25 protein-coding genes are annotated in these 25,964 nt (G+C 51.5%); 11 read left to right on the top strand and 14 right to left on the bottom strand.

Annotated features, from left to right (window positions below):
- Positions 1-120: 120 nt before the first annotated feature.
- Positions 121-684 (bottom strand): hypothetical protein, encoded by a 564-nt coding sequence (locus tag INT19_RS09240; protein ID WP_193060533.1) that lies wholly within the window; start codon positions 682-684, stop codon positions 121-123.
- A gap of 28 nt (positions 685-712) precedes the next feature.
- Positions 713-1,087 (bottom strand): thiol-disulfide oxidoreductase DCC family protein, encoded by a 375-nt coding sequence (locus tag INT19_RS09235; protein ID WP_193060532.1) that lies wholly within the window; start codon positions 1,085-1,087, stop codon positions 713-715.
- A gap of 81 nt (positions 1,088-1,168) precedes the next feature.
- Between INT19_RS09235 and INT19_RS09230 the strand changes: the two genes are divergently transcribed.
- Positions 1,169-1,630 (top strand): flavodoxin family protein, encoded by a 462-nt coding sequence (locus INT19_RS09230; protein WP_193060531.1) that lies wholly within the window; start codon positions 1,169-1,171, stop codon positions 1,628-1,630.
- A 60-nt stretch (positions 1,631-1,690) separates the two neighbouring features.
- Here the strand turns inward: INT19_RS09230 and fadA are convergent, their stop codons facing one another.
- Entirely contained in the window at positions 1,691-2,869 is a 1,179-nt protein-coding gene (gene fadA, locus INT19_RS09225) for an acetyl-CoA C-acyltransferase FadA (protein ID WP_038483059.1), read from the bottom strand.
- A 23-nt stretch (positions 2,870-2,892) separates the two neighbouring features.
- Positions 2,893-5,067, bottom strand: coding sequence for a fatty acid oxidation complex subunit alpha FadB (gene fadB / locus INT19_RS09220; RefSeq protein WP_193060530.1), 2,175 nt, complete (start codon positions 5,065-5,067; stop codon positions 2,893-2,895).
- A gap of 271 nt (positions 5,068-5,338) precedes the next feature.
- Between fadB and INT19_RS09215 the strand changes: the two genes are divergently transcribed.
- Together INT19_RS09215 and slyA are read left to right on the top strand one after the other, a co-directional pair.
- The gene (locus tag INT19_RS09215; RefSeq protein ID WP_089037652.1) at positions 5,339-6,496 is read left to right on the top strand and encodes a DUF5924 family protein; all 1,158 of its coding nucleotides are present in this window, start codon (positions 5,339-5,341) and stop codon (positions 6,494-6,496) included.
- A gap of 71 nt (positions 6,497-6,567) precedes the next feature.
- The gene (slyA, locus tag INT19_RS09210; RefSeq protein ID WP_193060529.1) at positions 6,568-7,020 is read left to right on the top strand and encodes a transcriptional regulator SlyA; all 453 of its coding nucleotides are present in this window, start codon (positions 6,568-6,570) and stop codon (positions 7,018-7,020) included.
- An 8-nt stretch (positions 7,021-7,028) separates the two neighbouring features.
- Here slyA and INT19_RS09205 read toward each other — a convergent pair whose 3' ends face one another.
- Positions 7,029-7,571 carry a preprotein translocase subunit YajC gene (locus tag INT19_RS09205; protein ID WP_193060528.1) on the bottom strand — a complete coding sequence of 181 codons (543 nt, stop codon included), beginning with the start codon at positions 7,569-7,571 and terminating at the stop codon, positions 7,029-7,031.
- Positions 7,572-7,750: 179 nt separating this feature from the next.
- On the opposite strand from INT19_RS09205, the gene INT19_RS09200 reads away from it, so the two are divergent.
- On the top strand, positions 7,751-8,203 hold the full coding sequence (locus tag INT19_RS09200) for a universal stress protein (RefSeq protein WP_038483043.1): 453 nt from the start codon (positions 7,751-7,753) through the stop codon (positions 8,201-8,203).
- A 49-nt stretch (positions 8,204-8,252) separates the two neighbouring features.
- Here INT19_RS09200 and INT19_RS09195 read toward each other — a convergent pair whose 3' ends face one another.
- On the bottom strand, positions 8,253-10,172 hold the full coding sequence (locus INT19_RS09195) for an ATP-binding cassette domain-containing protein (RefSeq protein WP_193060527.1): 1,920 nt from the start codon (positions 10,170-10,172) through the stop codon (positions 8,253-8,255).
- A gap of 153 nt (positions 10,173-10,325) precedes the next feature.
- On the opposite strand from INT19_RS09195, the gene INT19_RS09190 reads away from it, so the two are divergent.
- Complete coding sequence (locus tag INT19_RS09190) at positions 10,326-11,339, top strand: AraC family transcriptional regulator (protein WP_172420436.1); 1,014 nt, start codon at positions 10,326-10,328, stop codon at positions 11,337-11,339.
- A 3-nt stretch (positions 11,340-11,342) separates the two neighbouring features.
- Here the strand turns inward: INT19_RS09190 and INT19_RS09185 are convergent, their stop codons facing one another.
- From INT19_RS09185 to INT19_RS09165, 5 genes are read right to left on the bottom strand one after another with little or no spacing between them, the layout of a single operon-like run.
- Positions 11,343-13,010, bottom strand: coding sequence for a fatty acid--CoA ligase (locus INT19_RS09185; RefSeq protein WP_193060526.1), 1,668 nt, complete (start codon positions 13,008-13,010; stop codon positions 11,343-11,345).
- Between the two features lie 37 nt (positions 13,011-13,047).
- On the bottom strand, positions 13,048-14,235 hold the full coding sequence (gene bktB, locus INT19_RS09180; RefSeq protein ID WP_193060525.1) for a beta-ketothiolase BktB: 1,188 nt from the start codon (positions 14,233-14,235) through the stop codon (positions 13,048-13,050).
- Between the two features lie 50 nt (positions 14,236-14,285).
- The gene (locus tag INT19_RS09175) at positions 14,286-15,428 is read right to left on the bottom strand and encodes an acyl-CoA dehydrogenase family protein (RefSeq protein WP_125746921.1); all 1,143 of its coding nucleotides are present in this window, start codon (positions 15,426-15,428) and stop codon (positions 14,286-14,288) included.
- A gap of 2 nt (positions 15,429-15,430) precedes the next feature.
- Positions 15,431-16,987, bottom strand: a complete 1,557-nt coding sequence (locus INT19_RS09170) for a fatty acyl-CoA synthetase (protein WP_193060524.1) — start codon at positions 16,985-16,987, stop codon at positions 15,431-15,433.
- A gap of 41 nt (positions 16,988-17,028) precedes the next feature.
- On the bottom strand, positions 17,029-18,261 hold the full coding sequence (locus INT19_RS09165) for an ABC transporter substrate-binding protein (protein WP_193060523.1): 1,233 nt from the start codon (positions 18,259-18,261) through the stop codon (positions 17,029-17,031).
- 269 nt (positions 18,262-18,530) lie between these two features.
- Between INT19_RS09165 and INT19_RS09160 the strand changes: the two genes are divergently transcribed.
- A complete protein-coding gene (locus INT19_RS09160) occupies positions 18,531-19,394 on the top strand; it encodes a TatD family hydrolase (RefSeq protein ID WP_193060522.1) in 864 nt (287 codons plus the stop codon).
- Positions 19,395-19,406: 12 nt separating this feature from the next.
- Positions 19,407-19,886, top strand: coding sequence for a hypothetical protein (locus INT19_RS09155; protein ID WP_038483013.1), 480 nt, complete (start codon positions 19,407-19,409; stop codon positions 19,884-19,886).
- On the opposite strand, the gene INT19_RS09150 is transcribed toward INT19_RS09155, so the two are convergent.
- Positions 19,883-20,464 (bottom strand): elongation factor P hydroxylase, encoded by a 582-nt coding sequence (locus INT19_RS09150; protein ID WP_089037641.1) that lies wholly within the window; start codon positions 20,462-20,464, stop codon positions 19,883-19,885. The two genes, INT19_RS09155 and INT19_RS09150, sit on opposite strands and share 4 nt — an antisense overlap.
- Before the next feature lie 155 nt (positions 20,465-20,619).
- On the opposite strand from INT19_RS09150, the gene INT19_RS09145 reads away from it, so the two are divergent.
- The 3 genes from INT19_RS09145 to INT19_RS09135 all read left to right on the top strand — a co-directional run bounded on the left by INT19_RS09145 (position 20,620) and on the right by INT19_RS09135 (position 23,854).
- Positions 20,620-22,038 (top strand): MATE family efflux transporter, encoded by a 1,419-nt coding sequence (locus INT19_RS09145; protein WP_089037640.1) that lies wholly within the window; start codon positions 20,620-20,622, stop codon positions 22,036-22,038.
- A 3-nt stretch (positions 22,039-22,041) separates the two neighbouring features.
- Positions 22,042-23,040 (top strand): DUF3080 family protein, encoded by a 999-nt coding sequence (locus INT19_RS09140; RefSeq protein WP_193060521.1) that lies wholly within the window; start codon positions 22,042-22,044, stop codon positions 23,038-23,040.
- A 112-nt stretch (positions 23,041-23,152) separates the two neighbouring features.
- Positions 23,153-23,854 (top strand): hypothetical protein, encoded by a 702-nt coding sequence (locus INT19_RS09135; RefSeq protein WP_089037638.1) that lies wholly within the window; start codon positions 23,153-23,155, stop codon positions 23,852-23,854.
- 87 nt (positions 23,855-23,941) lie between these two features.
- Here INT19_RS09135 and tusA read toward each other — a convergent pair whose 3' ends face one another.
- Positions 23,942-24,193 (bottom strand): sulfurtransferase TusA, encoded by a 252-nt coding sequence (gene tusA, locus INT19_RS09130; RefSeq protein WP_089037637.1) that lies wholly within the window; start codon positions 24,191-24,193, stop codon positions 23,942-23,944.
- A gap of 28 nt (positions 24,194-24,221) precedes the next feature.
- Between tusA and INT19_RS09125 the strand changes: the two genes are divergently transcribed.
- Entirely contained in the window at positions 24,222-24,509 is a 288-nt protein-coding gene (locus INT19_RS09125) for an antibiotic biosynthesis monooxygenase family protein (protein WP_125746901.1), read from the top strand.
- A gap of 30 nt (positions 24,510-24,539) precedes the next feature.
- Here INT19_RS09125 and rlmM read toward each other — a convergent pair whose 3' ends face one another.
- A complete protein-coding gene (gene rlmM, locus INT19_RS09120) occupies positions 24,540-25,607 on the bottom strand; it encodes a 23S rRNA (cytidine(2498)-2'-O)-methyltransferase RlmM (RefSeq protein ID WP_193060520.1) in 1,068 nt (355 codons plus the stop codon).
- Positions 25,608-25,964: the final 357 nt, after the last annotated feature.

Raw genomic sequence — 25,964 nt, 5'->3', positions numbered from 1 at the left:
CAGAACTTAGTCAGACACAGAACTTAGTCAGACACAGAACTTAGAAAGCGATGGAGCCTACACGGCTTGAGCACAATACTCCAGTTGGGCACGTTAACTTGTGCTATCAATACAGCGTTATTACCCACCTAGCTGTGCCGAATGCTGCTGCCACCAGTGACGTGCGATGCGCACATTTTCAGCATTTGCCGTCGCATCTAACACGGTGGGTAACTGTATATAGTCACCTCGAGTTCTTGCCATCAATAGCGGATCCTGGGTGGCAAGCTGAAGCGCATACAGGGCTAACATCAACTCATAGTCATCGGTTGTATTGAGTCGCGTAAACAGCAAAGGCACAGCGGGCAGGCCGATTTCTCCTAACCGCTCTGCCGCAATATACCAAGTTCGGGGATTGTCTTGTCCGCCGTACTGCGAGACAAACCGCCTGTCTGCCAATCGGCTAACATAGTAGGCCGCCTTCTCTTCAGGGCTGGTTAATAGCGGCGGCACCCAGTCGGTTACTTGGCGGTTAGTTACGTAACCTGGCTGCGCCGCTCCTGAAGATACCTGAGCCACGCCAGGTGAAACCTTCTGAGCAACGGCAGCATCAGGTGCTTGAGAGGAAGTTGACTGACCAGCGCATCCCGCTAACATAGTAAACATTGCGAATGCTGGCGCTAACCATTGAAGACGCTGCTTCATGATAAATTCCCTATATCAATATCCATACTTATTCAGACCAACGCCCTTCCCGCTTTAGGCGCTTTCTCACCCAGCGATCATAATACCAGCGTAATGCTTTTTTGATCCCTGGCAGGCCAATAAGCCATGCGATTGGCACAAGCAGAGGAATACGCATCATCAGCAAACGGTAGGCATTAATACCTTCGATAAGCGTGCCATCAGCTTTTTCGATATGCAGCGAGCGTAAAGCAGTTTCTGGTGTTACCCCTTTTTCACGCAATCGTTGCTGATGCTCAGTCACATCACACCAGTTAATCCCGTTGCCATGCTTGCCAGCCCAACGCTCAAAAAGACGTCGATCCTTCCGACAAACAGGGCAAACAGCATCGTAGAAAACATTGATAGAGGCATTATCAGGCATATAGGCTCTCATCGTAGTCGTACTTAGCAGTGTGACACTTTGCGCTTACTACGCAAATTTCCAGTTAACAGGGGCACTACAATGAAACAGCTATTAATCGTTGCCCATGCTCCATCAGTTAATACACGCACTCTGCGTGATGCCGCCCAGCGAGGCGCAAGCCAAGACGTTGTTGAGCAGGTTGCCTGCATAGTAAAAACGCCTTTCGAGGCTGGTCCTGATGATATTCGCGCCTGCGATGGCATCTTGCTGGGCACGACAGAAAACCTGGGCTACATGAGCGGTGCACTTAAGGATTTTTTTGATCGCAGCTACTACAGCATATTGGAAGAGAAACAAGGGCTTCCATGCGCGCTCTATATTCGCGCTGGACACGACGGCACCGGCACCCGGCGTGCAGTAGAAAGCATTGTGACAGGACTACGTTGGCGCTGGGTTCAGGAACCACTAACGTTACGTGGTCAATGGCAGGACACTTTTGCCGACCAAGTAGAAGAGCTAGGCCTTTACATGGCAGCGGGACTGGATAACGGTTTATTTTAATGCCGCTCTGAACGCAAAAACGGCACCGCATGGGTGCCGTTTTGTGGGTAAACGCTGTGTTTATTTGAGTCGTTCAAACACCGTCGCAACCCCTTGCCCCATGCCGATACACATAGTGGCAAGGCCGAGGGTAGTATCGCGCTGCTGCATAACGTTAAGCAGCGTCGTACAGATACGCGAGCCCGAACAGCCTAGCGGGTGGCCTAGCGCAATGGCACCACCGTTGAGGTTTACTTTTTCATCCATGGCATCTAGGAAGCCTAGATCTTTCAAAACGGGCAGACCTTGTGCAGCGAACGCTTCGTTAAGCTCAACCGTTTGAATATCGGCTGCCGACAAGCCAGCGGCTTTCAGCGCTTTTTTAGACGCAGGCACTGGGCCGTAACCCATGATAGAGGCATCACAGCCTGCAACACCTGTTGAAAGCACTTTTGCAATCGGCTCAAGCCCCAGCGCCTGAGCGCGCTCGTAGCTCATAACAGCCATTGCCGAAGCCCCTACCGACAATGCAGATGACGTGCCCGCAGTAACGGTACCGTTGCGAGGATCAAATACCGGCTTGAGGCTGGCCATTGACTCGATACTGGCCTCAGGACGAATCACTTCATCGTTCTTGAACAGAATTTTAAAACCGCGCTGATCGTGGCCTTCAACACCAATGATTTCGTTATCGAAGTAGCCTTTTTCCATCGCGGCCTGGGCACGCTGATGGGAACGCACGCCAAACTTATCCTGGTCTTCACGAGAAATACCGTGCATTTTGCCCAGCAGTTCAGCGGTCAGCCCCATCATCATGGCGGCTTTTGCGGCGTATTTACTGGCAGCGGGGTTAACATCAACACCGTGAGCCATGGGCACGTGCTCCATGTGCTCTACCCCACCAATCACGTAAAAGTCGCCCATGCCTGCTTTAATGTTGGCCGCCGCAATATGCAGTGCCGTCATCGAGGAGCCACACAGACGGTTAACCGTTTGCGCAGGCACCGAGCGCGGAATACCGGTCATGATTGCCGCATTACGCGCAATATTCATGGACTGCTCGAGCGTCTGGTTAACACAGCCCCAGATAACATCGTCCACTTCGGACGGGTCTAAATTCGCGTTACGATCAAACAGCGCCTGCATGACGGCTGCTGACAGGTTCTCAGCGCGCACATTGCGGAATGCACCATTTTTAGCTTTCGCCATGGCGGTACGTACACCGTCAACCACCACGATATCTCTTGGGTTCAAACTCATCTTATATCTCCTTTGCGTGGTGGTTAGGCCTGAGAGCCAGCATAAAATTGCTCGTTATTTTGAGCCATCTGACGCAGCTTCTCAGTGGGCGCGTAAAGCGGGCCTAACTCTTCCGCAAGGTTTTCGGCTAGCTTCACGAATTCGGCAACACCCATCGCGTCAATGTAGCGCAGTGCGCCACCGCGGAAGGGAGGGAAGCCGATGCCGTAGATTAATGCCATATCGGCTTCAGCGGGAGTTTCCACGATGCCATCTTCAAGGCAACGAACAGTTTCCAGACACAGCGGTACCATCATGCGAGCGATAATGTCTTCATCAGAAAACTCTTTCTGCTCTTTCACGACGTCTTTCACCAGCGCGTAGGCTTGCTCGTCGGTAACTTTCTTAGGTTTGCCTTTCTTATCTTCTTCATAGGCATAGAAGCCTTTATCGTTCTTCTGGCCCAGACGCTTATTGTCGTACATCACCTGAATCGCGGTTTTGCCGTCACGCGCCATGCGATCCGGGAAGCCTTCCGCCATCACTTCGTTAGCGTGTACCGCTGTATCTAGACCCACTACGTCCAACAGGTAAGCAGGACCCATGGGCCAGCCAAATTTTTCCATCACTTTGTCAACGCGTTGGAAATCAGCGCCCTGCTCTACCAGGAAGCTAAAGCCACCGAAATAGGGGAACAGTACGCGGTTGACCAAAAAGCCGGGGCAGTCATTCACAACAATCGGGGTTTTGCCCATTGCACGAGCGTAGGCAACTGTGGCGGCCACCGCTGCATCTGACGTCTTCTCGCCACGAATCACTTCCACCAGCGGCATACGATGCACAGGGTTAAAAAAGTGCATGCCGCAGAAGTTTTCTGGACGCTTAAGGTTTTTGGCTAAGCGATTGATAGAGATCGTCGAGGTGTTAGAAGTAAGGATGGTGTTTTCGCTCACCATGCCTTCCACTTCGGTCAGCACGGCGCCTTTGACCTTGGGATTTTCAACGACAGCTTCAACTACTAGATCAACATTGCCGAAATCACCGTAGGAAAGCGTGGGGCGAATGTTGGTTAGCTTTTCAGCCATCTGCTCAGTCGTCAGCTTTTTACGCTCTACCTGCTTAGCAAATAGCTTACGCGCCTCTTTCAGACCCAGCTCAATCGCCTCATCGTTAATATCTTTCATTATGATGGGCGTGCCTTTGCTGGCGCTCTGATAGGCGATACCACCACCCATAATGCCAGCGCCCAGCACAGCTGTCTGCTTAACGGGCTGCGACTGCTTCTCGTATTTGCTCCCTTTTTTCTTCACGACTTGGTCGTTAAGGAACAAGCCAACCAAGTTAAAGGCAACACTGCTGAGTGCTAGCTTGGCAAATGCTTTTGCTTCAATCGCCTGGGCGCGGGCACGCGTCTCGCCAGCGCCTTTCTGAATCACCTTAATCGACGCTACCGGCGCGGGATAGTGAGGGCCAGCCTTGCCAGCGACAAACCCTTTGGCGGTTTCAAATGCCATCATTTGCTCAATGGCATTGAGATTAAGCGGTGCTTTCTTCTCTTCACGGCGCGCCTGGTAATCTAACTCGCCGGCATTGGCACGGTCTAGAATGTCCAACGCGGCTTCTTCAAGCAGCTCGTGAGTAACGACAGCATCGACTGCGCCGACTTTAAGTGCTGCGTTAGCACGATTTTCAGTGCCGCCAGCAATCCACTCAATGGCGTTATCCGCACCAATCAAGCGGGGTAAACGTACACATCCCCCCCAACCTGGCAGAATGCCTAGCTTGGTTTCAGGCAAGCCAATTTTGGCTTTCTCGCTCATTACTCGGAAATCAGTCGTCAACAGTACTTCGCAGCCGCCACCCAGTGCCAAGCCATTAATGGCCGTCACGGTTGGAAAAGGCAGGTCTTCAATCGCATTAAAGATGTCGTGAACCTTAAGGTTCATCTCAACGAGATACTCTTCGCCTTTGTCAAAAAGGCTGTGAAATTCGGTGATGTCAGCGCCGACAATAAACGCATCTTTGCCGCTGCTAATCATCAACCCCTGTAGGCCGCTTTCAGCTTGAAGCGCTTTTACTGCTTCGCCCAACTCTGCCACAACAGCACTGGATAGCTTATTAACGGACTCATCTTTCAGATCGAAAGTGAGCTTAGCGATGTCATTGCCACCTTGGGTGTCACGACGCTCCACCGTGATGGCATTGCCTTGATAGATCATCCGCGCTCTCTCCACAAGTTCGGGCTGGCACCATTAATCGGACCTGCCACGCATTTCATACGGTCGTTTGATTGCGTAAGCTTGGTTGAGATAATGAGGAACGTCAAGCCCTGACTTTTGGCTAATGCGCTTATCTCTCAAGTGCACTTACACAAATCAACTTACAGCAGGCCCACATTTTTTGCGCTTTTTATAGACAGGATAGGCAACGCATCGACTTTGCCGACGAATCCAACGATCATGCTGTTTTCATTTATGAGCCAACAACGCCATGGGTAGTTTCTTTACTCCCGCCCGTATTACGGCACTACAAGCACGGGTTGAACGTACCGTCGAACGCTTAAAACCCTGGAGCTGGCTGTGGCCACCTATCGCGTTTGGCGCCGGGCTAGGTAGTTTTTTTCTGGTGGACCGCCAACAGTGGCTAGGAGCGGTATTAGCGCTGGGACTTCTTTTTGCCTGGCTGCTATTGCTTTCTGAGAGCCTCATCGGGCGCTGGCTTGCTAAACGCGGCCATCCCACCTTGCCCCGCGGTGTTACTACCTTTATCGCCCAAATGATTCACCAGGAAACACTTTTCTTTACGTTGCCATTTATCCTGGTTACAACCGTGTGGAACAGCGGGCAGACACTATTTGCGCTGTTAGTGATCGCAATGGCAATACTGTCGATTATAGATCCGCTCTATTACAAACTCGCTGGGCGCTGGCGAAGCCTCTATTTTATCTTTCATGCCCAATGTGTCTTTTTAGTGGTACTGGTTATTCTGCCTATCATGCTGCAGCTGACGACTGGCCAAAGCTTGATCCTTGCGCTAGTGATCACCATATTGGTTGCGCTGCCCAGTTTTTGGCACTTACTTAAAAAACGCTCGTTAACGCGCTGGTGCGGGTTCTTTGTGCTCACTATCGTGCTGGCCTATGCGGCCTGGCTCGGCAAAATATGGGTACCTCCTGCCAGCTTATGGATGACAAACAGTGCACTTTCTCCAGCGCTAGATATTCAGAGCCGCGAGCCGCAGGGAGCCATGGCGCTTACGCCAGACGCAATTCGCTCAACCGGCCTTTACGTTTACACCGCCATTCGGGCACCGCGTGGATTAAGCGAGACAATTCATCATGCATGGCACCACAACGGCGAATTGTTAGATGAAGTAGAACTTGCTATCAACGGTGGACGGGAGCAGGGCTATCGTGCCTGGAGCCATAAGCAAAATTTCCCAGAAGCACCGTCGGGAGAGTGGCGTATCGACATTATGACCGCCAGCGGACAACGGCTGGGGCTGATCCGGTTTACTGTTTCGGAAGATTTGGAAAAAGCCACGATAGCGGATAGCAAAATCCAACCTAGCGGCTTGAGTGCGCTAAATTTGCGGCGCTTTATACCCGGAAACAACAATTCTGAAAACGATCTGTCAACGGACGAATAACATAACGCCTTGCATTCAGCGGCGCAGCTTATGACAATTCGCCTACTTACATTTTTCGGTAGCTGTTTACTATGGCTTCAACAATTGGTTTTCGCATTGCACGTCTGCCCCACTTGTGGCGCTCTATTCTTGATCGAAGACTGGCACCCTTGGGGTTAACACAAACACGCTGGGTGACGCTTTACCATTTATGGAAGTTAGGTGAAGGCAACCCACAGTGTGATTTAGCAAGGGTGATTGGCGTAGAAGCGCCCTCATTAGTTAGAACCCTTGGACAACTTGAGGAGCAAGGACTGGTTGAGCGACGGGCCTGCGATAATGATCGCCGAAGCAAACGACTCTATCTGACGCCAACGGCAATGCCGCTACTTGAACAAATCGACAGCGTCGTCCAGGAGGCACGCAAAGAGATGCTGGCGGGCCTAAGTGAGAGTGATCTAGATCAGTTAGACAAGTGGCTAGCGCTAATAGAGTCCAATGGTATGGCGATTCAGTTAAGAGACCAAGACGGTCCCTCGGCATAAGACGTCCATCAGTGCCCTGCTGTTTCGCCAGCCCCATTTAGCGGCTTTGCAGCAGGGCGGTCTGACAATCCGCTAAGCGCCTTTCTTAGCGTCTGAAAATCTTCTCCATAGATAGCAAAACGCTCTGCAGTTTGTGACTCCCACCACCATAGTGTTAACGCCGTCGCGTTTGACTCGACCACCAAAGCATCTTGTGGAAGGCGCTCTAGCAGGGCTTTCAAAGTAGCGCTTGCCATTTCTGGCAATGGCCGTAATGGTGCAATGCGCCAACGCCACCCAGCATGATAAAGCTCCAGCGCTTCACTTGCGTTCGATTCACGCACTAACACAAAATCAGGCCCTGGCGCGTGATGGGAAAAATACCACCGATAAGCGGGCATCGTGCCTCGAAAATTATGCAACGGGGGCTTCTCCATCTTGATCACTACCCCGTGCTTCTTGGCGGCATTCAAACGCAGCGCCATATGGCGCTTCTGCCGCGGGCTGGGCTTAAGCCACATTACCGGTGCGATAACAAACAGCGATATAAAAATAATAATAAGCCACTCCATCTAACCACTTCTCCTCGTTGCAAATACTGGCCATCAGCATGGATGTTAAAATTAGTCATACTATCGGGTTAACTTAAAAAAGCATGACATAGATCGTTGTTAAGATGGCACTTGAAGCCTAAAGTAAAGGTCATCTAACAAAGCGTTCTCTTTGTTAATTATCACGAAGGAGATAAGCCATGAGCTATCACCACATTTTAGTAGCCGTTGATTTAACTAAAGACTCCCATAAAATCTTAGAGCGTGCAGTCGCGATTGCTGCTCGCAATGACGACGCCAAGATTTCGATCATGCATACCCTTGAGCCATTGGGCTTCGCTTACGGTGGTGACATCCCGATGGATCTCACCAGCATTCAAGACCAGCTGGATGATCACGCGAAGAAACGGCTGACTGAAATTGCCGCCCCTCACGTCGAGCCCGCTGATCAACATGTCGTTGTCGGCATGCCAGACACGGAAATTCATCGTTTTGCAGAAGAGCACAACGTCGACCTGATCGTTGTTGGCTCGCATGGGCGCCATGGCTTTGCCCTGCTGCTAGGCTCCACGTCTACCGGCGTACTTCACGGCGCGCAGTGCGACGTTCTGGCCGTTCGGGTCGGCAAAAAAGGTGAAGAGAGCGACGAGTAACCAATGTAGAAAGGCACCCATTGGGTGCCTTTACTCATTGATGCGGGTGTCAGTCACCGCTGGCCATCGCCTCAAGCTCCATCCAACGCTCCATTGCCGTTTCAAGCGTTTGCTGTACGTTCTCTAACGCTTGCAATTTTGCTGTGACGGCACTGGCTTCTTGCTGATAGAAAGCGGGGTCGCCAATCTCTTGCTCTAACGCCTCTACTTCATTCTCAAGGCGCTCAATCTCCGCAGGTAGCGCATCTAACTCCCGCTGCACTTTGTAAGAGAGCTTAACGGTTTTTTTAACAGGCTCAGCAACCGGTTTCTCTGGCGTTTTTTCAACCGCAACGCTGGTCGGTTCAGTGTTCTGGCGGGCAGCGCCTTCCCACGGAGCAGGCGGCAGTTTACCTCCTTGGCGAATCCAATCCGTGTAGCCACCCACATATTCACGCACAACCCCCTCGCCTTCAAAAGCCAGCATGCTGGTCACGACGTTATCCATAAATGTCCGGTCGTGAGAGACCAGGAGCAGCGTGCCATCAAAGTCCAGCAGCAGCTCTTCAAGCAGCTCCAGGGTTTCCATATCCAGGTCGTTGGTAGGCTCATCCAACACCAATACGTTGGCAGGTTGAGTAAACAACTTGGCTAACAACAGACGGTTGGATTCGCCGCCGGAAAGGGCTTTCACCGGCTGTCGAACACGATCAGGTGTGAATAGAAAATCCTGAAGGTAGCTCATTACGTGGCGATCTTTTCCACCAACGGTTACCCGATCGCTGCCTTGGGCGACGTTGTCGTAGACGGTTTTTTCCAGCTCTAGACCGGCACGCAATTGATCGAAATAGGCGACCTTTAAATTGGTCCCCAACTGAACACTACCTTCTGTTGGCGCAAGCTCGCCTAGCAAGATTTTCAGCAGCGTTGTTTTACCTGCACCGTTGCGACCAAGGAAACCAATGCGGTCGCCACGCATCACTTCAAGATTCACATCACGTAGAATGACATCATTGCCAAAGCGCTGTGTTACGCCTTTCAGCTCGACTACCCGCTTGCCAGTACGCTCGCCGCTGTCGACATTGAGGTTGGCAGTTCCCTGACGCTCACGTCGCTGGCTACGCTCTAAACGCATCTGCTCAAGCTCCCGCACACGTCCTTCGTTGCGTGTACGCCGCGCTTTGACGCCTTGACGAATCCAGACTTCTTCTTGGGCCAGTTTTTTATCGAAAAGCGCATTTTCCCGCGCTTCTACTTCTAGCTCGTGCTGCTTACGCTCTTGATACTCGGCATAGTTACCGGGATAACGGCCAAGCTTACCTCGGTCTAGCTCAAGGATCGTGGTGGCCAGCTTAGATAAAAAAGCACGGTCGTGGGTAATCAGTAATACCGCGCCGTTGAAGGCCAGCAGTTGCTCTTCCAACCAAGCAATCGTATCTAGATCGAGATGGTTGGTAGGCTCGTCAAGAAGCAGCAAGTCCGGCTCAGAAACCAAGGCACGCGCCAACGCAACACGGCGGCGCCAGCCACCGGAAAGCGCGCTCATTTCAGCTTCAGGGGGTAACCCTAAACGGGTGAGTACAACGTCAATGCTCTGATGGAAAGACCAGCCGTCGATGGCCTCGATGCGGGTTTGCAGCTTGGCCATACGGTTCATGTCGGGGTCTGGATCATTGATCAGGTGCTGGTATTCAGAAAGCAATTCTCCCGCTTCCGGCAGCCCCTGAGCAACCATGTCAAAAATCGTCATGCCTGAGGATTCAGGCAGCTCCTGGGACAATACGCCAATCTTCAAGCCCGGCGCACGCCAAATGGAACCATCATCGGCATGAATATCGCCCGCGACTAGTTTTAATAGCGTTGATTTACCGGTGCCGTTGCGCCCGACCAGCGCCAGCCGCTCGCCTTTTTCAACCGTTAGGTCGGCGCGGTTAAGCAGTACTTGGGTGCCGTAAGCGAGTTGCAGCTGTTCGAGTCGTAACAAGGTCACGCAGTGTCCTCCTTCATCATGAGGCGCACAGTGTAACGCATGCGCTCGCGTTAAGGAGAGCCCTTATAGAGCCAAACGACACATCGTGCTAACGTCCCACCATCACGTGATAATAACAAGGTAGCGCCAAGCTACTCGTTTAGGGCTGACATCGTGACCGTTACTGTCTCAATGCACTTTGTGAACGAACTACTGTGTGGCTTACCCGCCACTGAGCATTCCCCTGTCCGCTACCTAGAGCTTGCTGGAATTTCCCCCTTTCTACTCAGCGCACCGAACGGCCGAGTCACTGTTGAACAGTTTGCCGAGCTTTACCGTCTCCTCGCCCTTGAGCTAGATGATGAGACGCCATGCTTTTTCTCCAGGCCGCTACGCTGTGGAACGCTAAAGCTGCTGTGCTTGAGCTTGCTAGATGCGCCTACGCTGCATGTTGCGCTTCACCGCTATACGCAGTTTTTTCGAATTCTATTAGATGATTTCGGCTACGACTTTACCATTGAAGGCGACTTTGCTCGGATGGCGCTTGAAGAACGCGCACCGCTTCATGGCAGTCGCATATTGATTCATGAATTGATGTTGAAACTGTTTCACGGTATCGCCTCCTGGATGATCGCACGCAAAATTCCACCTATCTTGATGGAGTGCGGCTACGCCCAACCCGCTCACAGTGCTGACTATCTCTACTTCTATCCCGGCAAGCTAAAATTTGATCAACCGCAAACAGCTGTTTACTTTGATAAGGTGTTTCTGAACCACCCCATACGTCAAACCAAACAGCATCTTGGCGCATTTCTACAACGCGCACCGGCTGACTGGTTCTACGTCTCTTTTGAAGATCGTTTGATTACGCACCGCGTTCGCGAACATCTTAGCCGCCACTTACCCACCTCATGCACGGTTCAGCATGTGGCAGACGCGTTACATATGTCTGTGCGCACACTCTCAAGACACTTGAAACTTGAAGGTACCCATTTCCAAGCGGTTAAAGACGAATACCGTCGCGACTATGCTATTCAAGCACTCACTCGCAGCACACAGCCACTGACAGCCATTGCAGAAAAACTAGGATTTGAAGACTTGGCTTGTCTTAGCCGAGCGTTTAAACAGTGGACGGGGAATTCACCCGCCGCTTACCGCAAGGCGCAAACGGCGGGCATAAAACGCTAGCGTTTATATCTCAGTGCGAATGCGCTTTTTATCCAGCTTACCGACACTGGTTTTAGGAATTTCATCTACGAAGCGAATCAACGATGGAATGCCCCAGCGGTTGATGCTGCCCTGTTCGACGAACTGCTCCATAAACGCCTGTACCTCTTCTGCCGTGGGCGGGTTATTGACATCGCTGGGAACAACGAGCGCTGCTGGACGCTCACCCCATTTATCATCCGTAACGCCAATGACCGCCACTTCCGCCACACCTGGGCATTGGCTGATATAGCTTTCCAACTCAAGTGAAGAGAGCCACTCTCCACCGGTTTTGATGATATCTTTAATACGGTCGCTAATGGCCAAGAAACCATGCTCATCAATCGAGCCAACATCACCGGTATGCAGCCATCCATCCCGCCAAAGCTCTTCACTGCGTTTCTCTTCTTTGTAGTACGCCTGGGTTAACCAGGGTGCCTGGGCACGCACTTCACCGACACTGACGCCATCATGGGGTAACGGTTCTCCATTGGCATCAACCACCTGCAATTTCACTAGGGGCACGGGTAAACCAGCCTTACACCGCCAGGGAAGCTGCGTTTCAAAATCAGCTTCGGCAACATCCTGAGGCAAAATATCAGCGGTTAGCAGCGGACAGGTTTCTGACATGCCGTAAGCACTACGTGTATCAATGCCGAGTGACCAAGCACGGCTAGCCAGGGCTTGGGTTAGCGCACTGCCGCCCACAAGCACCTTCCAACCAGTTAAATCAATTTTTTTCGATGCGATAGCGTCAGCGCTCACCACCATATTTAACAGCGTTGGCACACAGTGGGAGAAATCGACCTTTTCGTTCACCAGCAGTTTGACCAACATTTCCGGCTCATAGCGGCCAGGGTAGACCTGGGTCGCTCCCATCAACGTGGCGGTGTAAGGCACGCCCCAGGCATGCACATGGAACATCGGCGTGATGGGCATGTAGACCTTGTCACGGTTGAGCAGCTCAAAACCCGGTGCTTGGAAGGTACTGGCTTCGCCTAGTGTGTGCAGTACCAGTTGGCGATGGGTAAAAAACACCCCTTTCGGATTGCCGGTGGTGCCCGTGGTGTAGAACAGCGTAGCCACTGCATTTTCATCAAAAATAGGGAACTCGTAATGAGTTGGCTGCTCACTTAACAACGCCTCAAACTCACCCACTAATGGCAGCGACGTGCTGACGGTGCTTTGTGTTTCTTGACTCGCCGCTTCTTGGCAAAGTAGGTAACCGCGTATATTAGGTAGTTGATCAGCCAGCGGCTCCAGTAGCGGTACGAAATCCTCATGTACCAGCACAAAGACGTCTTCAGCGTGCTCCATCGTGTAGTGAATTTGCTCAGGCGCCAAACGTACATTGACGGTGTGTAGCACGGCACCAATCATGGGAATGGCAAAAAAGCACTCTAAATAGCGATGGCTGTCCCAGTCCAGCACCGCCACCACATCACCCGCCTGAACGCCCTGTGCTGTTAGCGTATGGGCAAGCTGGTGTACCCGCTCACGAAAACGCTGGTAGTCATGACGACTCTGGTCTCGATAAACAATCTGGTTATTCCCCGCCATTCGAACACCAGACTCCAGCAAGTCGCTAATTAACAGCGGCAAGCTAGTCGCAGACGGCGTAGAAGGAAGTATTTTTGGCGTTACCGTAGACATAAAACACACCTGTCGATTGTTATTGGAAAACCGTTTGTTATTCGCGCTCTATTAACAGCGCAATGCCCTGCCCACCGCCGATACACAGCGTGATCAAACCATAGCGGCCCTGACGTCGCTCCAATTCGTGTAAGGCTTTTAGGATCAAGATGGCACCGGTCGCGCCTACTGGATGACCAAGCGCCACTGCACCACCATTCGGGTTTAGTTTTTCTAATGGGAAACCCAGCGTATCGGCAACCGCCATTGCTTGCGCCGCGAACGCTTCATTGGACTCAATCACATCAATGTCATTGATCGTCAGCCCTGCCTGTTGAAGGCAGCGTTTCACCGCAGGGATTGGCCCTAACCCCATTACCGAAGGCTCCACACCGGCGGTGGTTGCCACGCGCAGTCGCGCTCTAACCGTTAAATTGCGCTGCTGTGCTTCATCAGCATGCGCCAGCACCAAGGTCGCTGCGCCATCGTTGATCCCAGAGGCATTGCCTGCCGTAACCACTCCCTCTTTTTTAAAGGCCGGTTTAAGCCGTGCTAAATCGCTTAACTCAACGCCTTCCCGCACATGCTCATCACGGGCAAAGGAAACCGTCTGTTTGCCTTTTGTCACCTCAACAGGCACGATTTGCGTGTCAAAATACCCTTCTGCAATGGCTTTTGCCGCCTTACGATGGCTATCCACCGCAAACTGATCTAGCTGCTCGCGACTTAAGCCATACTGCTTGGCGATATTTTCAGCGGTCATGCCCATATGTCCGCTGCCAAATGGGTCACTAAGAATACCGAGGGTCAGATCCTGGATATTGGCATCGCCTAGGCGTATGCCATTGCGTGCTTGGGGCGGCAGTAGATAAGCACCCCGCGACATCGACTCAGCCCCACCTGCCAATGCTAAGCGGCTGTCGCCCAGAGCGATTTGCTGCGCAGCGGATATCACTGCCTGCACGCCGGAACCACATAACCGGTTAACATTAAAGGCACCGGCTTCTTTCGGCACTCCCGCACTCAACGCGATATGACGGGCAAGATAGGCATCTTCTGGGCTAGTGGTAATAATATGGCCATACACAGAGTGGTCGATATCAGCGCCAGCAATGCCCGCACGGCGCAATGCTTCCTGAGCAGTGATAGTACCTAACTCATGGGGCGCAAGAGATGAGAGCGACCCACCAAACCCGCCAATAGCGGTACGAGCACCGCTTACAATAACAACGCTATCCAGTTGCATAATCTCTCCTTAGTAATGACGCACAGCTGAAAAGGACTTAAGAAAAGCGCTTAAGCCACTTTGCCCAACAGCGAGCGTGCGACCACTTCTTTCATAATCTCAGAACTACCGGCGTAAATAGTTTGCACACGTGCGTCTAAATAGAAGCGTGAAATGGGATATTCATGGGTGTAACCATAACCACCAAACAGCTGAAGGCACCGATCAACAGCACGACACTGCAGCTCGCTAAGCTGTAATTTGAGTATCGCGGCTTCGGTACTTGTCATCGTGCCGTGGCGGTACTTATTAACGCACTGATCAAAGTAGGCACGCGCGACATCCAGCTGTGCCTTGATCTCAGCCAGCGTAAAGCGGGTATTTTGAAAGTCGGCCACGCGCTGACCAAATGCGTGACGCTGGGTAACGTAATCTAGCGTTAATGCCAACGCGCCCTCTACCGCGCCAAGCGCTTGCGCGCCTACGCCTAAGCGCTCCCGGGGCAGCTCTTGCATTAGGTAGCGAAACCCAGCGCCCTCTTCCCCTAATAAGGCACTGTTAGGCAGTTGCAGTTGGTCAAATGCTAGTTCTGCCGTATCGCTGGCGTGCTGGCCAATTTTCTTAATCGGCTTGCCACGGGAAAAACCGGCAAGTGACGTGTCGACCAAAAACAGCGAGACCCCTTTTGCACCTGCACTGGGGTCTGTTTTTGCACAGACAATAACGAGATCGGCCACTTGGCCATTGGTAATAAATAGTTTGCTGCCGTTAAGCGTCCACCCATCGGCTGTTTTGGTCGCGCGGGTTTTCATCGCCGCCAGATCGCTGCCAGCATGCGGCTCGCTCATAGCAATCGCCCCCAACCACTCCCCGCTTGCCATGCGGGGAAGCCAGGTTTCGCGCTGTTCATCAGTGGCTAAATTTTGCAGGTAAGGCATCACGATATTAGCGTGAATGTTGTAAGCGCTGGCTAGCCCACCAAATCCTTGTCGAGACATCTCCTCCAGTACTAGTTGGGTGATAGCAATATCGGCACCTGAGCCGCCATAGGTCTCATCAAGATCAATCCCCAATAGACCAGCAGCACCCAGCGCTAGCCATAAAGAGCGTGGTATTTCACCATCCGCTTCCCACTGGTCATAGAAAGGCGCTACTTCCTGCGCTAAGCAGCGGCTGATCATGTCATGAAACAGCGCTTGTGTTTGCTCGTCCATGCTCACTCCTTTAGGTCTTGGCGCAGGTGACGTTTAAGAATTTTACCTGCGGTGCTTTTTGGCAGAGCCTCTGCAAACACCACACGCTTAGGAACTTTGTAGGGTGCAATCAAGCTTTTTGTATGGAGGATGAGTTCATCCTCGCTAACCACTTGCCCCTCTTTCACCACAACGACGGCGGTAATCGCTTCAATCCACTTTTCGTCAGGTAGCCCCACCACCGCTACTTCCGAAACAGCCGAGTGCTTAAACAGCGCCTCTTCCACCTCACGGCTGGCAACCAGCACGCCCCCCGTATTGATAACGTCTTTAATCCGGTCCACGACATATAAGTAGCCTGCTTCATCGAAGTAGCCCACATCACCAGAGTGAAACCAACCACCTTGGAAAGACTCAGCGGTCATCTCCGGCTTATCCCAGTAGCCCGTCATTAACTGCGGCGAACGATGGACAATCTCGCCATGCTCACCGGGGGCAACGTCGTTCATTTCCAAATCCACAATGCGCGTTTCCACTGTAAGTATCGGCCGCCCCGCCGACGCAGGACGCTCAGTGTGCTCTTCTGGACGTAACACCGTTGCCAAGGGGGCAATTTCACTCTGCCCATAGCAGTTATATAAACCAACGCCGGAGAAACGCTGCTGCATCTCTTCCAGCACAGGCACCGGCATGATCGAGGCGCCGTAGTAAGCTTTCTTGAGTGTGGTTAAATCGAACTGATCAAAGTCTGGGTGGCGCAGTAAGCTGATCCACACAGTGGGCGGCGCAAAGAACGATACGATTTTTTGTTCGGTAATCGTCGCCAGACAGCTATCCGGAAGCGGTGCTTCAAGCAAATGAATGGGGGCGCCCAGTAGTAAAGCCGGCATCAAAAAAACGTGCATTTGTGCGGAGTGGTAAAGCGGAAGAGCGGCCAACATGGCGTCACTTCCCTTGATATCCAACTCCACCATGCAGGCCATATATTCCGCCATCAGCGCTTGGTGGGTCATCATTGCCGCTTTAGGCGCTGCGGTTGTGCCAGAGGTATAGAGCAGCTGTGCCAGGCTGCTTCCCTCTACTGCGACCGCTGGCTCCCTTGTTGATGGCGAGGAATGCACATAAGCCAAGACATCAAAACGACCTAACTGGCTATCTTGTTGATCAGCATGCAGTGTTCCATTGACCGTTAATGCTAACCCTTGGGTTGCCTGCTGCACTTTGTCAGCTAGCGAACTATCGCTTAGTACTCCTTTCGCCCCGGACTGCTCAAGGATATAGCGCAGCTCATCACTACTTAGCGCAAAGTTAATAGGCACATGTACTAAGCCCGCTTTAGTGGCAGCAAGCCAGGCAATGACATAGGCATCTGAGTTTTTACCGTATACCGCCAACCGATCCCCAGGAGAAAGACCGGCCGCTAACAAGCCACTAGCTACGCTGTTAGCGGCATTGTTAAGCGATTGATAGCTCCAGGTTCGTTCACCAAACGTTAACGCAAGCTGGTGAGAATATTTGCGAGCGCTGCGGTTTAGCGCAGCGCCAATCGTATTACGGTGAATTAAGGGTGTCTGTTGCATGCCAAGTCCTTATTGTTATGTGTTGTTAGGGCTTCAGCGTTTTACGAATTGTTGACGAGTGGGCAAACGCTTTCAGAAAGTGGCCGGAATGCTTCCTCGGCGGGAATAGTGCGCACAACTCTGAAGAGGTCATCCTCATCAGCTGACTCTTCCGGTGTTTTCACTTCAACGAGATACATGTCATGCACCATACGGCCGTCCTCACGAATGTAGCCGTTCGTTGCAAAAATATCGTTAATGGGGGTATCGGCCATCTGCTGACGAACGGTTTGCGTGTCGTCTGTTCCGGCCGCTTCAATGGCTTCTAAATAGTGGCGGGTGCTGGAATAGAGCCCTGCGTGCACCATAGTCGGCATGCTGCCGGTGCGCTCACGGAAACGCTCTGCCCAAGCGCGTGTTTCATCAGTTAAGTCGTAATACCATGCTTTAGTGAACTGCAGCCCTTGAGCGCTCTCCAACCCAATACTGCGTATATCAGTACTGAACAGCACCATGCCTGCTAGAATCTGCCCGGCTTGAGTAATGCCAAATTCGCCTGCCGTTTGAACGGCATTGATGGTGTCCCCACCAGCATTATTGAGCGCAATCACATCAGCACCCGATGCCTGGGCTTGCAGCATGAAAGAGGAAAAGTCACTGTTCGGGAAGGGATGGCGCGCGCTACCGACTATCGTTCCACCGTTTTCGGTGACCACTCGCTCTACATCCGCTTCAAGTGCATGGCCAAACGAGTAGTCGGCACTGAGTAAATACCAGTTTTTATAGCCTTCCTGAGTAATTGCCTTGGCCGTGCCATTGGACATAGCCCAGGTGTCGTAAACCCAGTGAATATGGTTAGGAGAGCAGTGCTCGTTAGTGACACTGGAAGAAACAGCGCCGTTCACTAAGCCAAGTTTATCTGCCTCTTCCAACAAGCCTACTGCTGCTAATGTAACCGATGAAGCCACTAGGCCAGTGACCATGTCGACATTGCGTTCATCAATCCATTCACGCACCACGCTTGAGCCAACGTCAGGGCTATTGCGATCATCAGCGCTAAAGACGACAACTTGGGCACCGTGTACGCTGCCGCCAATATCCTCAATCGCCATCTCAATAGCGTCTTGCCCTAATGGGCCTATGGGATCGCGATAAACGCCTGACATATCAGCTAGATAACCAATGCGGATTTCATTATCTGAAATACCTTCATTGGCGGCCACGCTGGGGGCATAGCTAGCCGTAATGACCGCAGCCGATAGCGCAGAAATAGCGCAATGACGTGATAGATGCATGCTTTTCACCTGTCTATTGTTGTTATTAAAAGAGCCTTAAGCCCGATTTATTTCATGCTTCATCCTCATGTTAAAAGTAAAAACCGCTTTACTTTTTACCTATCGAGCCAGTTTTTTTGCAATTCGTGCCATTCGATTGAGACACCTACCCGGGATAGACCATTAGTCGTTGTTACTCTCCAGCGTTACAATGGCGTTTTACAGCTGGCTAAATAATTAACGGGAGCTGGCTGCTATCGAATCTTTAACTGACACTGGGAGTGTGACGCTTGGCGACAAGTGCTGTGGCAAGTACTGTGGATAGTTTTTTACCCGAGGCGCTGCAGTTTCGCTCTGGCGCCCCTTTGGTGGATATCGGCGCTAACCTGACTCACGAGAGCTTTCAGCGTGATTTAGCTGATGTCATTGCGCGGGCGAAAGCGGCCAATGTAGCTACCTTAATAGTGACGGGTACTGATATTGAACACGCTGAGCAAGCCGTAGAGCTGGCTAAACAGACCCCAGGCATATATGCCACTGCCGGGGTTCACCCACACGATGCTAGCGGGTGGAATAGTGATGTGGCGCGCCAGTTGAAAGCGCTTCATCAAAAACCTGAAGTGGTTGCCGTGGGCGAGTGTGGACTGGACTTTAATCGCAATTTTTCAACGCCTCACGAGCAAGAGCGAGCGTTCGAAGCTCAGTTGGCGCTCGCTGCTGAAAGTGGCTTACCGCTATTTTTGCACGAACGCGACGCGGGGCAACGAATGCGTGAAATGCTGTATAGCTGGCGAGATGATATCAGCCAAGCTGTTATTCACTGCTTCACCGCTGACAGAGATACGCTGCACGGCTATCTCGACTTAGATCTTCATATTGGCTTAACCGGCTGGATTTGTGATGAGCGCAGAGGTCATCACCTTCGCTCAATAGTGAAAGATATTCCGTTAGAAAGGTTAATGGTAGAGACTGACTGTCCTTACCTGCTGCCTCGCAATCTTCCAGCCAAACTAAAAGGACGCCGTCACGAGCCAGCCTTGCTACCATGGATTGTAAGAGAGATTGCCCAGTGGCATGACGTGACTGAAACCGAGCTGGGGAACGCAACAACCCGCACTGCCCAGCATTTTTTCCGCCTTGATGCGGAAGCTTAAAAGGAGCGAAGCGTGGCTGATTACCCAGGATTTATTGCCATTGAGACGGGCGAAGATGACGGCTTGCCGCTGGCTATTGCCTGGTCTCTACCTGATGGTCGCATTAAGCAAACACTCATTCAGCCTGACGATAGCTGGATCAGTGAAGACACGAACGTGATGGGGTCTTATAGCATTGAAGAGCTAGAAAGCCTCGGCGTCAGCCCTTTGGATGTCATACGTGAACTAGAGACCGATCACTTCTCGGCTACGCTGTATACCAGCGATAACGGCGAGGATGAAGCAGCGCTGGCTCGACTCTTTGACACCTATGGCTTGGATCCTTTTGTTGAATTAGCGCCGGCACAGGTGCTTTATGAAGCGATTAGCGCGAGAGATTGGCACCGCTTACGCAGCGAAATTTTTAACGACATGGGGCTCGAACCGATGCGGCCCGAGCACGAAATTGAAGTAATGCTAACGCTGCACAAACAGCTTACCGAGAAAGACTAAGCCGACGCGACCAGCGCCACGTCAAGTTCTCGCTGCCCCTGTTTAATGGCCTGCACCAAGGTATCTTGATGCTGATAATAGCGTGTCAATGCGATAAAGAAAGCGTTGGCACGCAATGGCAGCCCCTCTGCTAAATAACGTGCTGCTCTGGCCTCTACTTTGTTGGCAAACGCATCTCGATCGACCTCAACGTCCCCACCTAGATTATCGACACTAACGTGGAATGTGCGTCCGCAGGCGTGGGTAAACAGCTTTTCCAGCGCCTGCGGGGCAATCTCCGCTTGTTCGAAGGCGTGCTGCTGCTGGGCGTCGCGCCCATCAGGCAAGTACCAGTATCCGTAATCTTCCAGTTGCCGACGCTTCTCTCCTGCGATGCACCAGTGGCTGATCTCGTGCAGCGCACTAGCAAAAAAGCCGCGCGCAAAAATCACCTGATGATAAGGTGTTTCAGATGTAGCTGGGCGATATAGGGGTTCATCGCCACCTTTGATTAATCGCGTCTGATAGCGTGCTAAAAACACGCCATCAAACAGCGCCGTTATGTCGTGAAGCGTCCAACGCTCCTGCTCTTGAGTCACTATATACCTACGTCGTCGTTCATTTCGTAAAGTATACCCGCGCCTTGTCCAGATGATAAAGAGATGGCAAATCATTAGACAGCTACCGAGATCCTAGTAACTCCTGCTACTCTATCGGCTTTTGTTGGGTCACTTTGCTAAACAGGAAACATACCGTGGGCGGCTTTACTAGCAATATAAAATCCATCTATTGGCCAGAAACACGCACGTTGGTAGCGTTAGCACTACCCATCTGTGGTGCTCAACTCGCACAGGCGGGGATGAGCGTGGTCGACGTCATCATGACCGGCAGGCATAACGCCACCGACTTAGCTGCCGTTTCGGTTGGCTCAAGCCTGTGGATGCCACTGATGCTATTTATGACCGGTACATTAATGGGCCTTACGCCTATCGTGGCGCACCTTTTGGGTGGCAAGCGAAACAGTGATATTCGCCCTGCGGTTCACCAGGCATTGTGGGTCGCATTAGTACTCGGGCTCACTGCCGCTGTATTGCTGTGGACAGTCGTGACACCTATCTTCGAACTTATGGGGGTGCCTCCAGCGGTTGCAAGAGAGTCTGCTGCCTACCTTTCCGCGGTTGCCTTCGGCATGCCCGGAATCGCCTTGTTTCAGGCGCTTAGAGCCTTTTCAGATGGCATGAATCACACCCGGCCCGCGTTATGGATTAGTTTGGTGGGGCTAACCGTTAATATTCCCAGTAACTATTTACTTATCTATGGCGGTGATGGCTTAGTTAATCTATTGGGTGATGGACTACCCAGCGCTCTGCAACAGCTACCGGCACTAGGCGCATTCGGCTGCGGCATCGCTACAGCACTCTCGATGTGGACAATGGCCGTTGCAATGGCCCTCTATACCCGTAAAGGACACGCCTATCAAAGCGTCTCAATTTGGCAAACGCTAACCCCACCAACACTGTCCGGCATCCGCGAGCTTGTCGTAGTGGGTATGCCCATCGGTGTGGCTATTTTCGTGGAAGTGACGTTATTTACCCTGATAGCCTTGTTTATTGCCAGTTTCGGAGAGGTCACAGTCGGGGCTCACCAAATTGCCCTAAGCTTCACGTCTATTCTGTTTATGCTGCCGATGTCATTGAGCATGGCACTTACCGTACGTGTTGGTAATACATTGGGCCAACAACGTTCTGCTATGGCGCGCACTGTCGCTTGGAACGGTATCGTGATCAGTGTCATTGTGGCCGTCATCAACAGTACATTACTTTGGTTTACAGCGGTGCCGGTGATTGCGTTGTACACCTCCAATACCGACATCCAGGCTTTGGCGCTCACCATCATATCCCTGGCAGTCATTTTCCAGCTATCCGATTCACTTCAAGTCAACTTAGCAGGTGCATTACGAGGTTATAAAGACACCCGAATCGTGATGGTCATTACCGTACTTTCTTACTGGATTGTCGGTTTAGGCGGTGGCCACTGGCTGGGAACTCACGGTCTAGGCGGTATGTCTGGCCCACTGGGGGTCCATGGTTACTGGATGGGCCTGATTGCGGGGCTCAGCACAGCCGCACTATTACTTGCTTGGCGGTTAAAGTGGATTAGCCAACAGGAGTAAGCAATGGCGCTCTACCCACAACCTATATTATGGCTGACTGCCAGTGCCAGCTTGCTACTAGTGAGCTGCGGAAACAATGGTGCTGAACAACCTTGGGTAGAGTATCACCAACAGCTCACTAGCGATCTTTCAATTGCCGATATTGAGCGTCACCCTCCACCTAATATTGGTAAGTTTCCCGAGCGTCGAGAACGACTATTCACTATTCCTGAAACCCGAGAGGGTATGCTCAATATCTATGCGTTACGTGAGTGTCAGATAACATCACTCATTGCAGCGCGGAACAATCAATTGGGGCGCGTTGCTCCCCCTAGCCAGCACTGGCTTTACGAACGCGCACTATGGCAACGCCTAAGTGCCTGCTGGAACAGTGATGTTCCTGACGGCCTAAGTGATGACAATAAGGCGCGGTTGGCTGAACTAACTGAGCTTAAGACAGAACAGCTACCAGCGGTCAGCTGGAATGCCATTTTTGATTCTGAAGAGTGGGAAAAAAGCTTTTCTCGAGCAAGTGCCCCCCTAAACAGCGCTGAACTACCTAATATTGACAATCAACTGGTTGCCGTTGATTACCTTGAGCGAATGGTGACGCACCAATTTAGCCAAGCATGGCAACAGGACTCTTCAGCACTTGAAAACCACCTTAAAGCGCTGCAAGAGAGGCCATTAACAGCAGAAATTTTACGCACACTGTTACTCGCCCACCAACGCTTAACGGAGGCAAACATAGCACTTGAGTCAACGCGCTTAACCACTAGCGAATGCCTGCAAGATGACCTTCCAGCAGGATTTAATCAAGTTGAGCAGATTTCCCTCAAGTGGCTTACAGCAATTAACCGACTAATTAATGCGCACCAAATAACGCCACCTGAAGCGGTTAAAAACTATCAGAACACCTGGTTATCATTGAATAACCCGCAGGCTCCCTGGCAGCAGCTCCAACAAGTAAAAGCACAACACCAAGCGCTGCGAGATCAATTTACTAGCTGCTCCGATAATTAAAAATCACAAACCCCCTTAACCTTCTGGGCAACCTGTGCTATTGGTGAACTAAGTGGTAGGCAGCATACGCTGTTTACCGATGTCGTGACCACGCAGCACAAGGAGGGACATTATGGGCGCATCCCTGTCACCCCGCTCTGCCCAGGTCATCGACCTGGAAACCGTGCGTCAGCGTCAGCAGGCGCAAAAATGTTTGATCCGCCTAGCCCCTGAGCTAGATGGGTTAGAGATGGTCTACCAGCTCGCTGCGAGTCCCGACACGTATTACGGCCTACCTATTTTGGCCTGGGGGCTGCAAGAGAACGGTAACATCATTGGCCTTGTGCCATGGATGGAAAAGCTCGCTGCTTGTCATGAACTCGACAGCCATGAAAATGGCCAGTTTATTGGCTACCGCGATCCAGAAACTGAAGAAATTTTCGCCCTTCCTCCTGATCATAAATACGACGAGCTAATGGCCTCAGCCAGTTACTTCGAGTATGAAGCGTCAGGAGAGGTTACGCTGATTCAACAGCTTCCAGACACCCTTGGCACTCATGCTTTATGCATGAATCATCCCGATGCACCCTGGAATATGAAGCAAGTCTATGGATGGCGCCTCTATAGCGATGGAAGCGTTGAAGCAGTTCTTGCCGATGAACAGCAAGCCACGATGTCCCCCATCTTACTGGGCGATAAGTGCCTTTACGATGCCCACTCTCGCCATCGCACGGTTTACTTTTTTCAACGCCATATCGCTAACCGCATAATGGATGAAGACCCTGCGACACTGGAAGCTTTGGCGATGATGGTTGTTCCAAATAAAGAGGGGTGATCTTAACTAAGCACTTGCGAGGCTACCCAATCAAAGCCAGAGCCTAAAGCCAATATTAATGGCTAGCCTCGCATAGCTGCAGAAGCTTTACGCTAGGCGAATAAAATACACGTAGTGGTCATCAGACTCCTCTTGCTGCAGTAGCTGGTGTCCCAAAAATTGACAAAATTTTGGCACATCGCGAGTCGTTGCGGGGTCTGTTGCTATTACCTTCAACACCTGCCCTGGTGTCATATCACGCACCTTGTTATGCATTAACATGATAGGTTCAGGGCAATATAAACCCGTTGTGTCTAACGATGCATCAAAGGCACTTGGGTCATACGTATTATCAGTCATCTACAATCTCGTTTAGGAAACAGACAGCATGATCAAAGTAATCATTGAACGGCGTATTATGCCTGGCCTGGAAGAAGAATATGAACTGGCTGCCCGCGAAGCAATGCGCGTTTCACTTGGCGTACGAGGATTTGTCGGTGGAGAAACGCTCGTCGAACTTGGCCATACAGATCGCCGCCTGATGATTACCAAATGGCGCGATCTTCGCGCTTGGAAAGAGTGGCATTCAAGTGAAGCACGTACAGTGGCCATGCAGAGCATCCTACCTCTATTAACAGAAGACGAAACTATCCGCGTATACGAGCCAGGCTATTAGCCCTCTTACCCGACTCCGCCGACCTTCAAATTAGTGAGCGAGCCTTACATGAACCGTCACTTCTTCCCGATCATGGTAGAGGTGGCGACATGTAATCGTCGCGCGCACTCCCGCCGTTTCCAACGCATCTTCCAAAGTGCTAATACAGCGATTAACCTCGTCCCAGCGTTTCTTCATGGGCAGTTTTAAATTAAAAATTGCCTCTCGACACCATTTCCGAGTTAACCATCTTTCCACCATTGCTAACACGCGCACAGGCTTATCGACGATATCACAAACTAGCCAATCCATTCGTTGCGGCGGTTCCCAAGTAAATCCATCTTCTTTAAGATGATCTATCTGTCCCGTAGCCATTAGCTGCTTGTCCATTGGCCCATTATCAATGGCATAAACATACATGCCACGCTGGACTAACTGCCAAGTCCAACCACCTGGGGCGGCCCCTAAATCCGCTGCCTGCATATGATCCGCAAGCCGTGTGTCCCACTCTTCTCGGGGAATAAACTCATGCCATGCCTCTTCTAACTTCAGCGTTGATCGGCTTGGCGCACGGGATGGGAAACGTAGGCGGCGTATACCATTAATCAGCTCACTTCGATTGTCAGGAAAGCTCATACCCAACTGAACACGATCACCATCCGTCCAGAAAATATGTAAACGACGTGCACCGGCTTTACCGCGCAAGGCGCCCCGTTTTTTTAGCATACTCTGCAATGGCTTAGTCAGCGCTTTAATTAAGCCTGCCAATGCTTTGCCATCATTGGTATCTGGCGTTTCGTGCCAAATTTCTTCAAAACTCCAACGACTCGACTTTACCTGATCGAGAATAGCTGTAAGCCTATCATCTCGGGACAGCGTGAGCGCAGGCAGTGCAGCCAGACTTTGGCGAGCAAAAATAAGTTGCTTAAACGCCGCTTTACGATGCAAATCATTAATCGGCTCTTTATCTAAGCGCGTTAAACTCACCCAACCTTCGCCTTTCGCAGGTTCGCAACTTACCTCGTGCTGTTTGGCGTGGTGTTGCATTTCAGCCAGTGCGTCGCTTTCAAACCCTGGGCGGCAATAGACAAGCCACGATGTGGGTACTGTTTCACTCACCCTTTCACCTCGAAAGTAATTTCATGTCATAGGTGAACATCTATTCAGAATAAAATGCCCCCGTTAATCGCCGCATCATAGCACTTTCTTTCAAATGCTTTCTAAGTAGTGAGATTAGTAGCGATAATTTATCTGCTTGATGCGCTTAAAACATTATCAGCGACTAACAAAAAAACCCCAGCTTCAACTGAAACTAGGTGTTTGTTAATAAGTACCTGGCGATGACGCCACCCAGCCCTCCGCGTTGCCCTCGCCATTCCCGCAGGCCCTTAGCGGGAATCCATGTTGAACTGAGGTTTCGGGCTGCTGCAGACCAAGGTCAAGGTGGATTCCCGATAACCCCACTCGGGAATGACG

The sequence above is a fragment of the Halomonas sp. 3A7M genome, from assembly GCF_014897875.1.
Taxonomy (GTDB): Bacteria; Pseudomonadota; Gammaproteobacteria; order Pseudomonadales; family Halomonadaceae; genus Vreelandella.
Note: the sequence above shows the minus strand (reverse complement) of the source record. Positions and strands in the feature narration are given on the sequence as shown.

Bases quoted from the DNA above. Each gene is read 5' to 3' on its own strand.
- fadA (WP_038483059.1), bottom strand. From the start codon at position 2,869: ATGAGTTTGAACCCAAGAGATATCGTGGTGGTTGACGGTGTACGTACC.
- INT19_RS09140 (WP_193060521.1), top strand. From the start codon at position 22,042: ATGGCGCTCTACCCACAACCTATATTATGGCTGACTGCCAGTGCCAGC.
- INT19_RS09230 (WP_193060531.1), top strand. From the start codon at position 1,169: ATGAAACAGCTATTAATCGTTGCCCATGCTCCATCAGTTAATACACGC.
- INT19_RS09175 (WP_125746921.1), bottom strand. From the start codon at position 15,428: ATGGACGAGCAAACACAAGCGCTGTTTCATGACATGATCAGCCGCTGC.
- INT19_RS09200 (WP_038483043.1), top strand. From the start codon at position 7,751: ATGAGCTATCACCACATTTTAGTAGCCGTTGATTTAACTAAAGACTCC.
- tusA (WP_089037637.1), bottom strand. From the start codon at position 24,193: ATGACTGATAATACGTATGACCCAAGTGCCTTTGATGCATCGTTAGAC.
- INT19_RS09135 (WP_089037638.1), top strand. From the start codon at position 23,153: ATGGGCGCATCCCTGTCACCCCGCTCTGCCCAGGTCATCGACCTGGAA.
- INT19_RS09185 (WP_193060526.1), bottom strand. From the start codon at position 13,010: ATGTCTACGGTAACGCCAAAAATACTTCCTTCTACGCCGTCTGCGACT.
- INT19_RS09240 (WP_193060533.1), bottom strand. From the start codon at position 684: ATGAAGCAGCGTCTTCAATGGTTAGCGCCAGCATTCGCAATGTTTACT.
- INT19_RS09205 (WP_193060528.1), bottom strand. From the start codon at position 7,571: ATGGAGTGGCTTATTATTATTTTTATATCGCTGTTTGTTATCGCACCG.
- slyA (WP_193060529.1), top strand. From the start codon at position 6,568: ATGGCTTCAACAATTGGTTTTCGCATTGCACGTCTGCCCCACTTGTGG.
- INT19_RS09235 (WP_193060532.1), bottom strand. From the start codon at position 1,087: ATGCCTGATAATGCCTCTATCAATGTTTTCTACGATGCTGTTTGCCCT.
- INT19_RS09215 (WP_089037652.1), top strand. From the start codon at position 5,339: ATGGGTAGTTTCTTTACTCCCGCCCGTATTACGGCACTACAAGCACGG.
- fadB (WP_193060530.1), bottom strand. From the start codon at position 5,067: ATGATCTATCAAGGCAATGCCATCACGGTGGAGCGTCGTGACACCCAA.
- INT19_RS09125 (WP_125746901.1), top strand. From the start codon at position 24,222: ATGATCAAAGTAATCATTGAACGGCGTATTATGCCTGGCCTGGAAGAA.
- INT19_RS09170 (WP_193060524.1), bottom strand. From the start codon at position 16,987: ATGCAACAGACACCCTTAATTCACCGTAATACGATTGGCGCTGCGCTA.
- INT19_RS09165 (WP_193060523.1), bottom strand. From the start codon at position 18,261: ATGCATCTATCACGTCATTGCGCTATTTCTGCGCTATCGGCTGCGGTC.
- bktB (WP_193060525.1), bottom strand. From the start codon at position 14,235: ATGCAACTGGATAGCGTTGTTATTGTAAGCGGTGCTCGTACCGCTATT.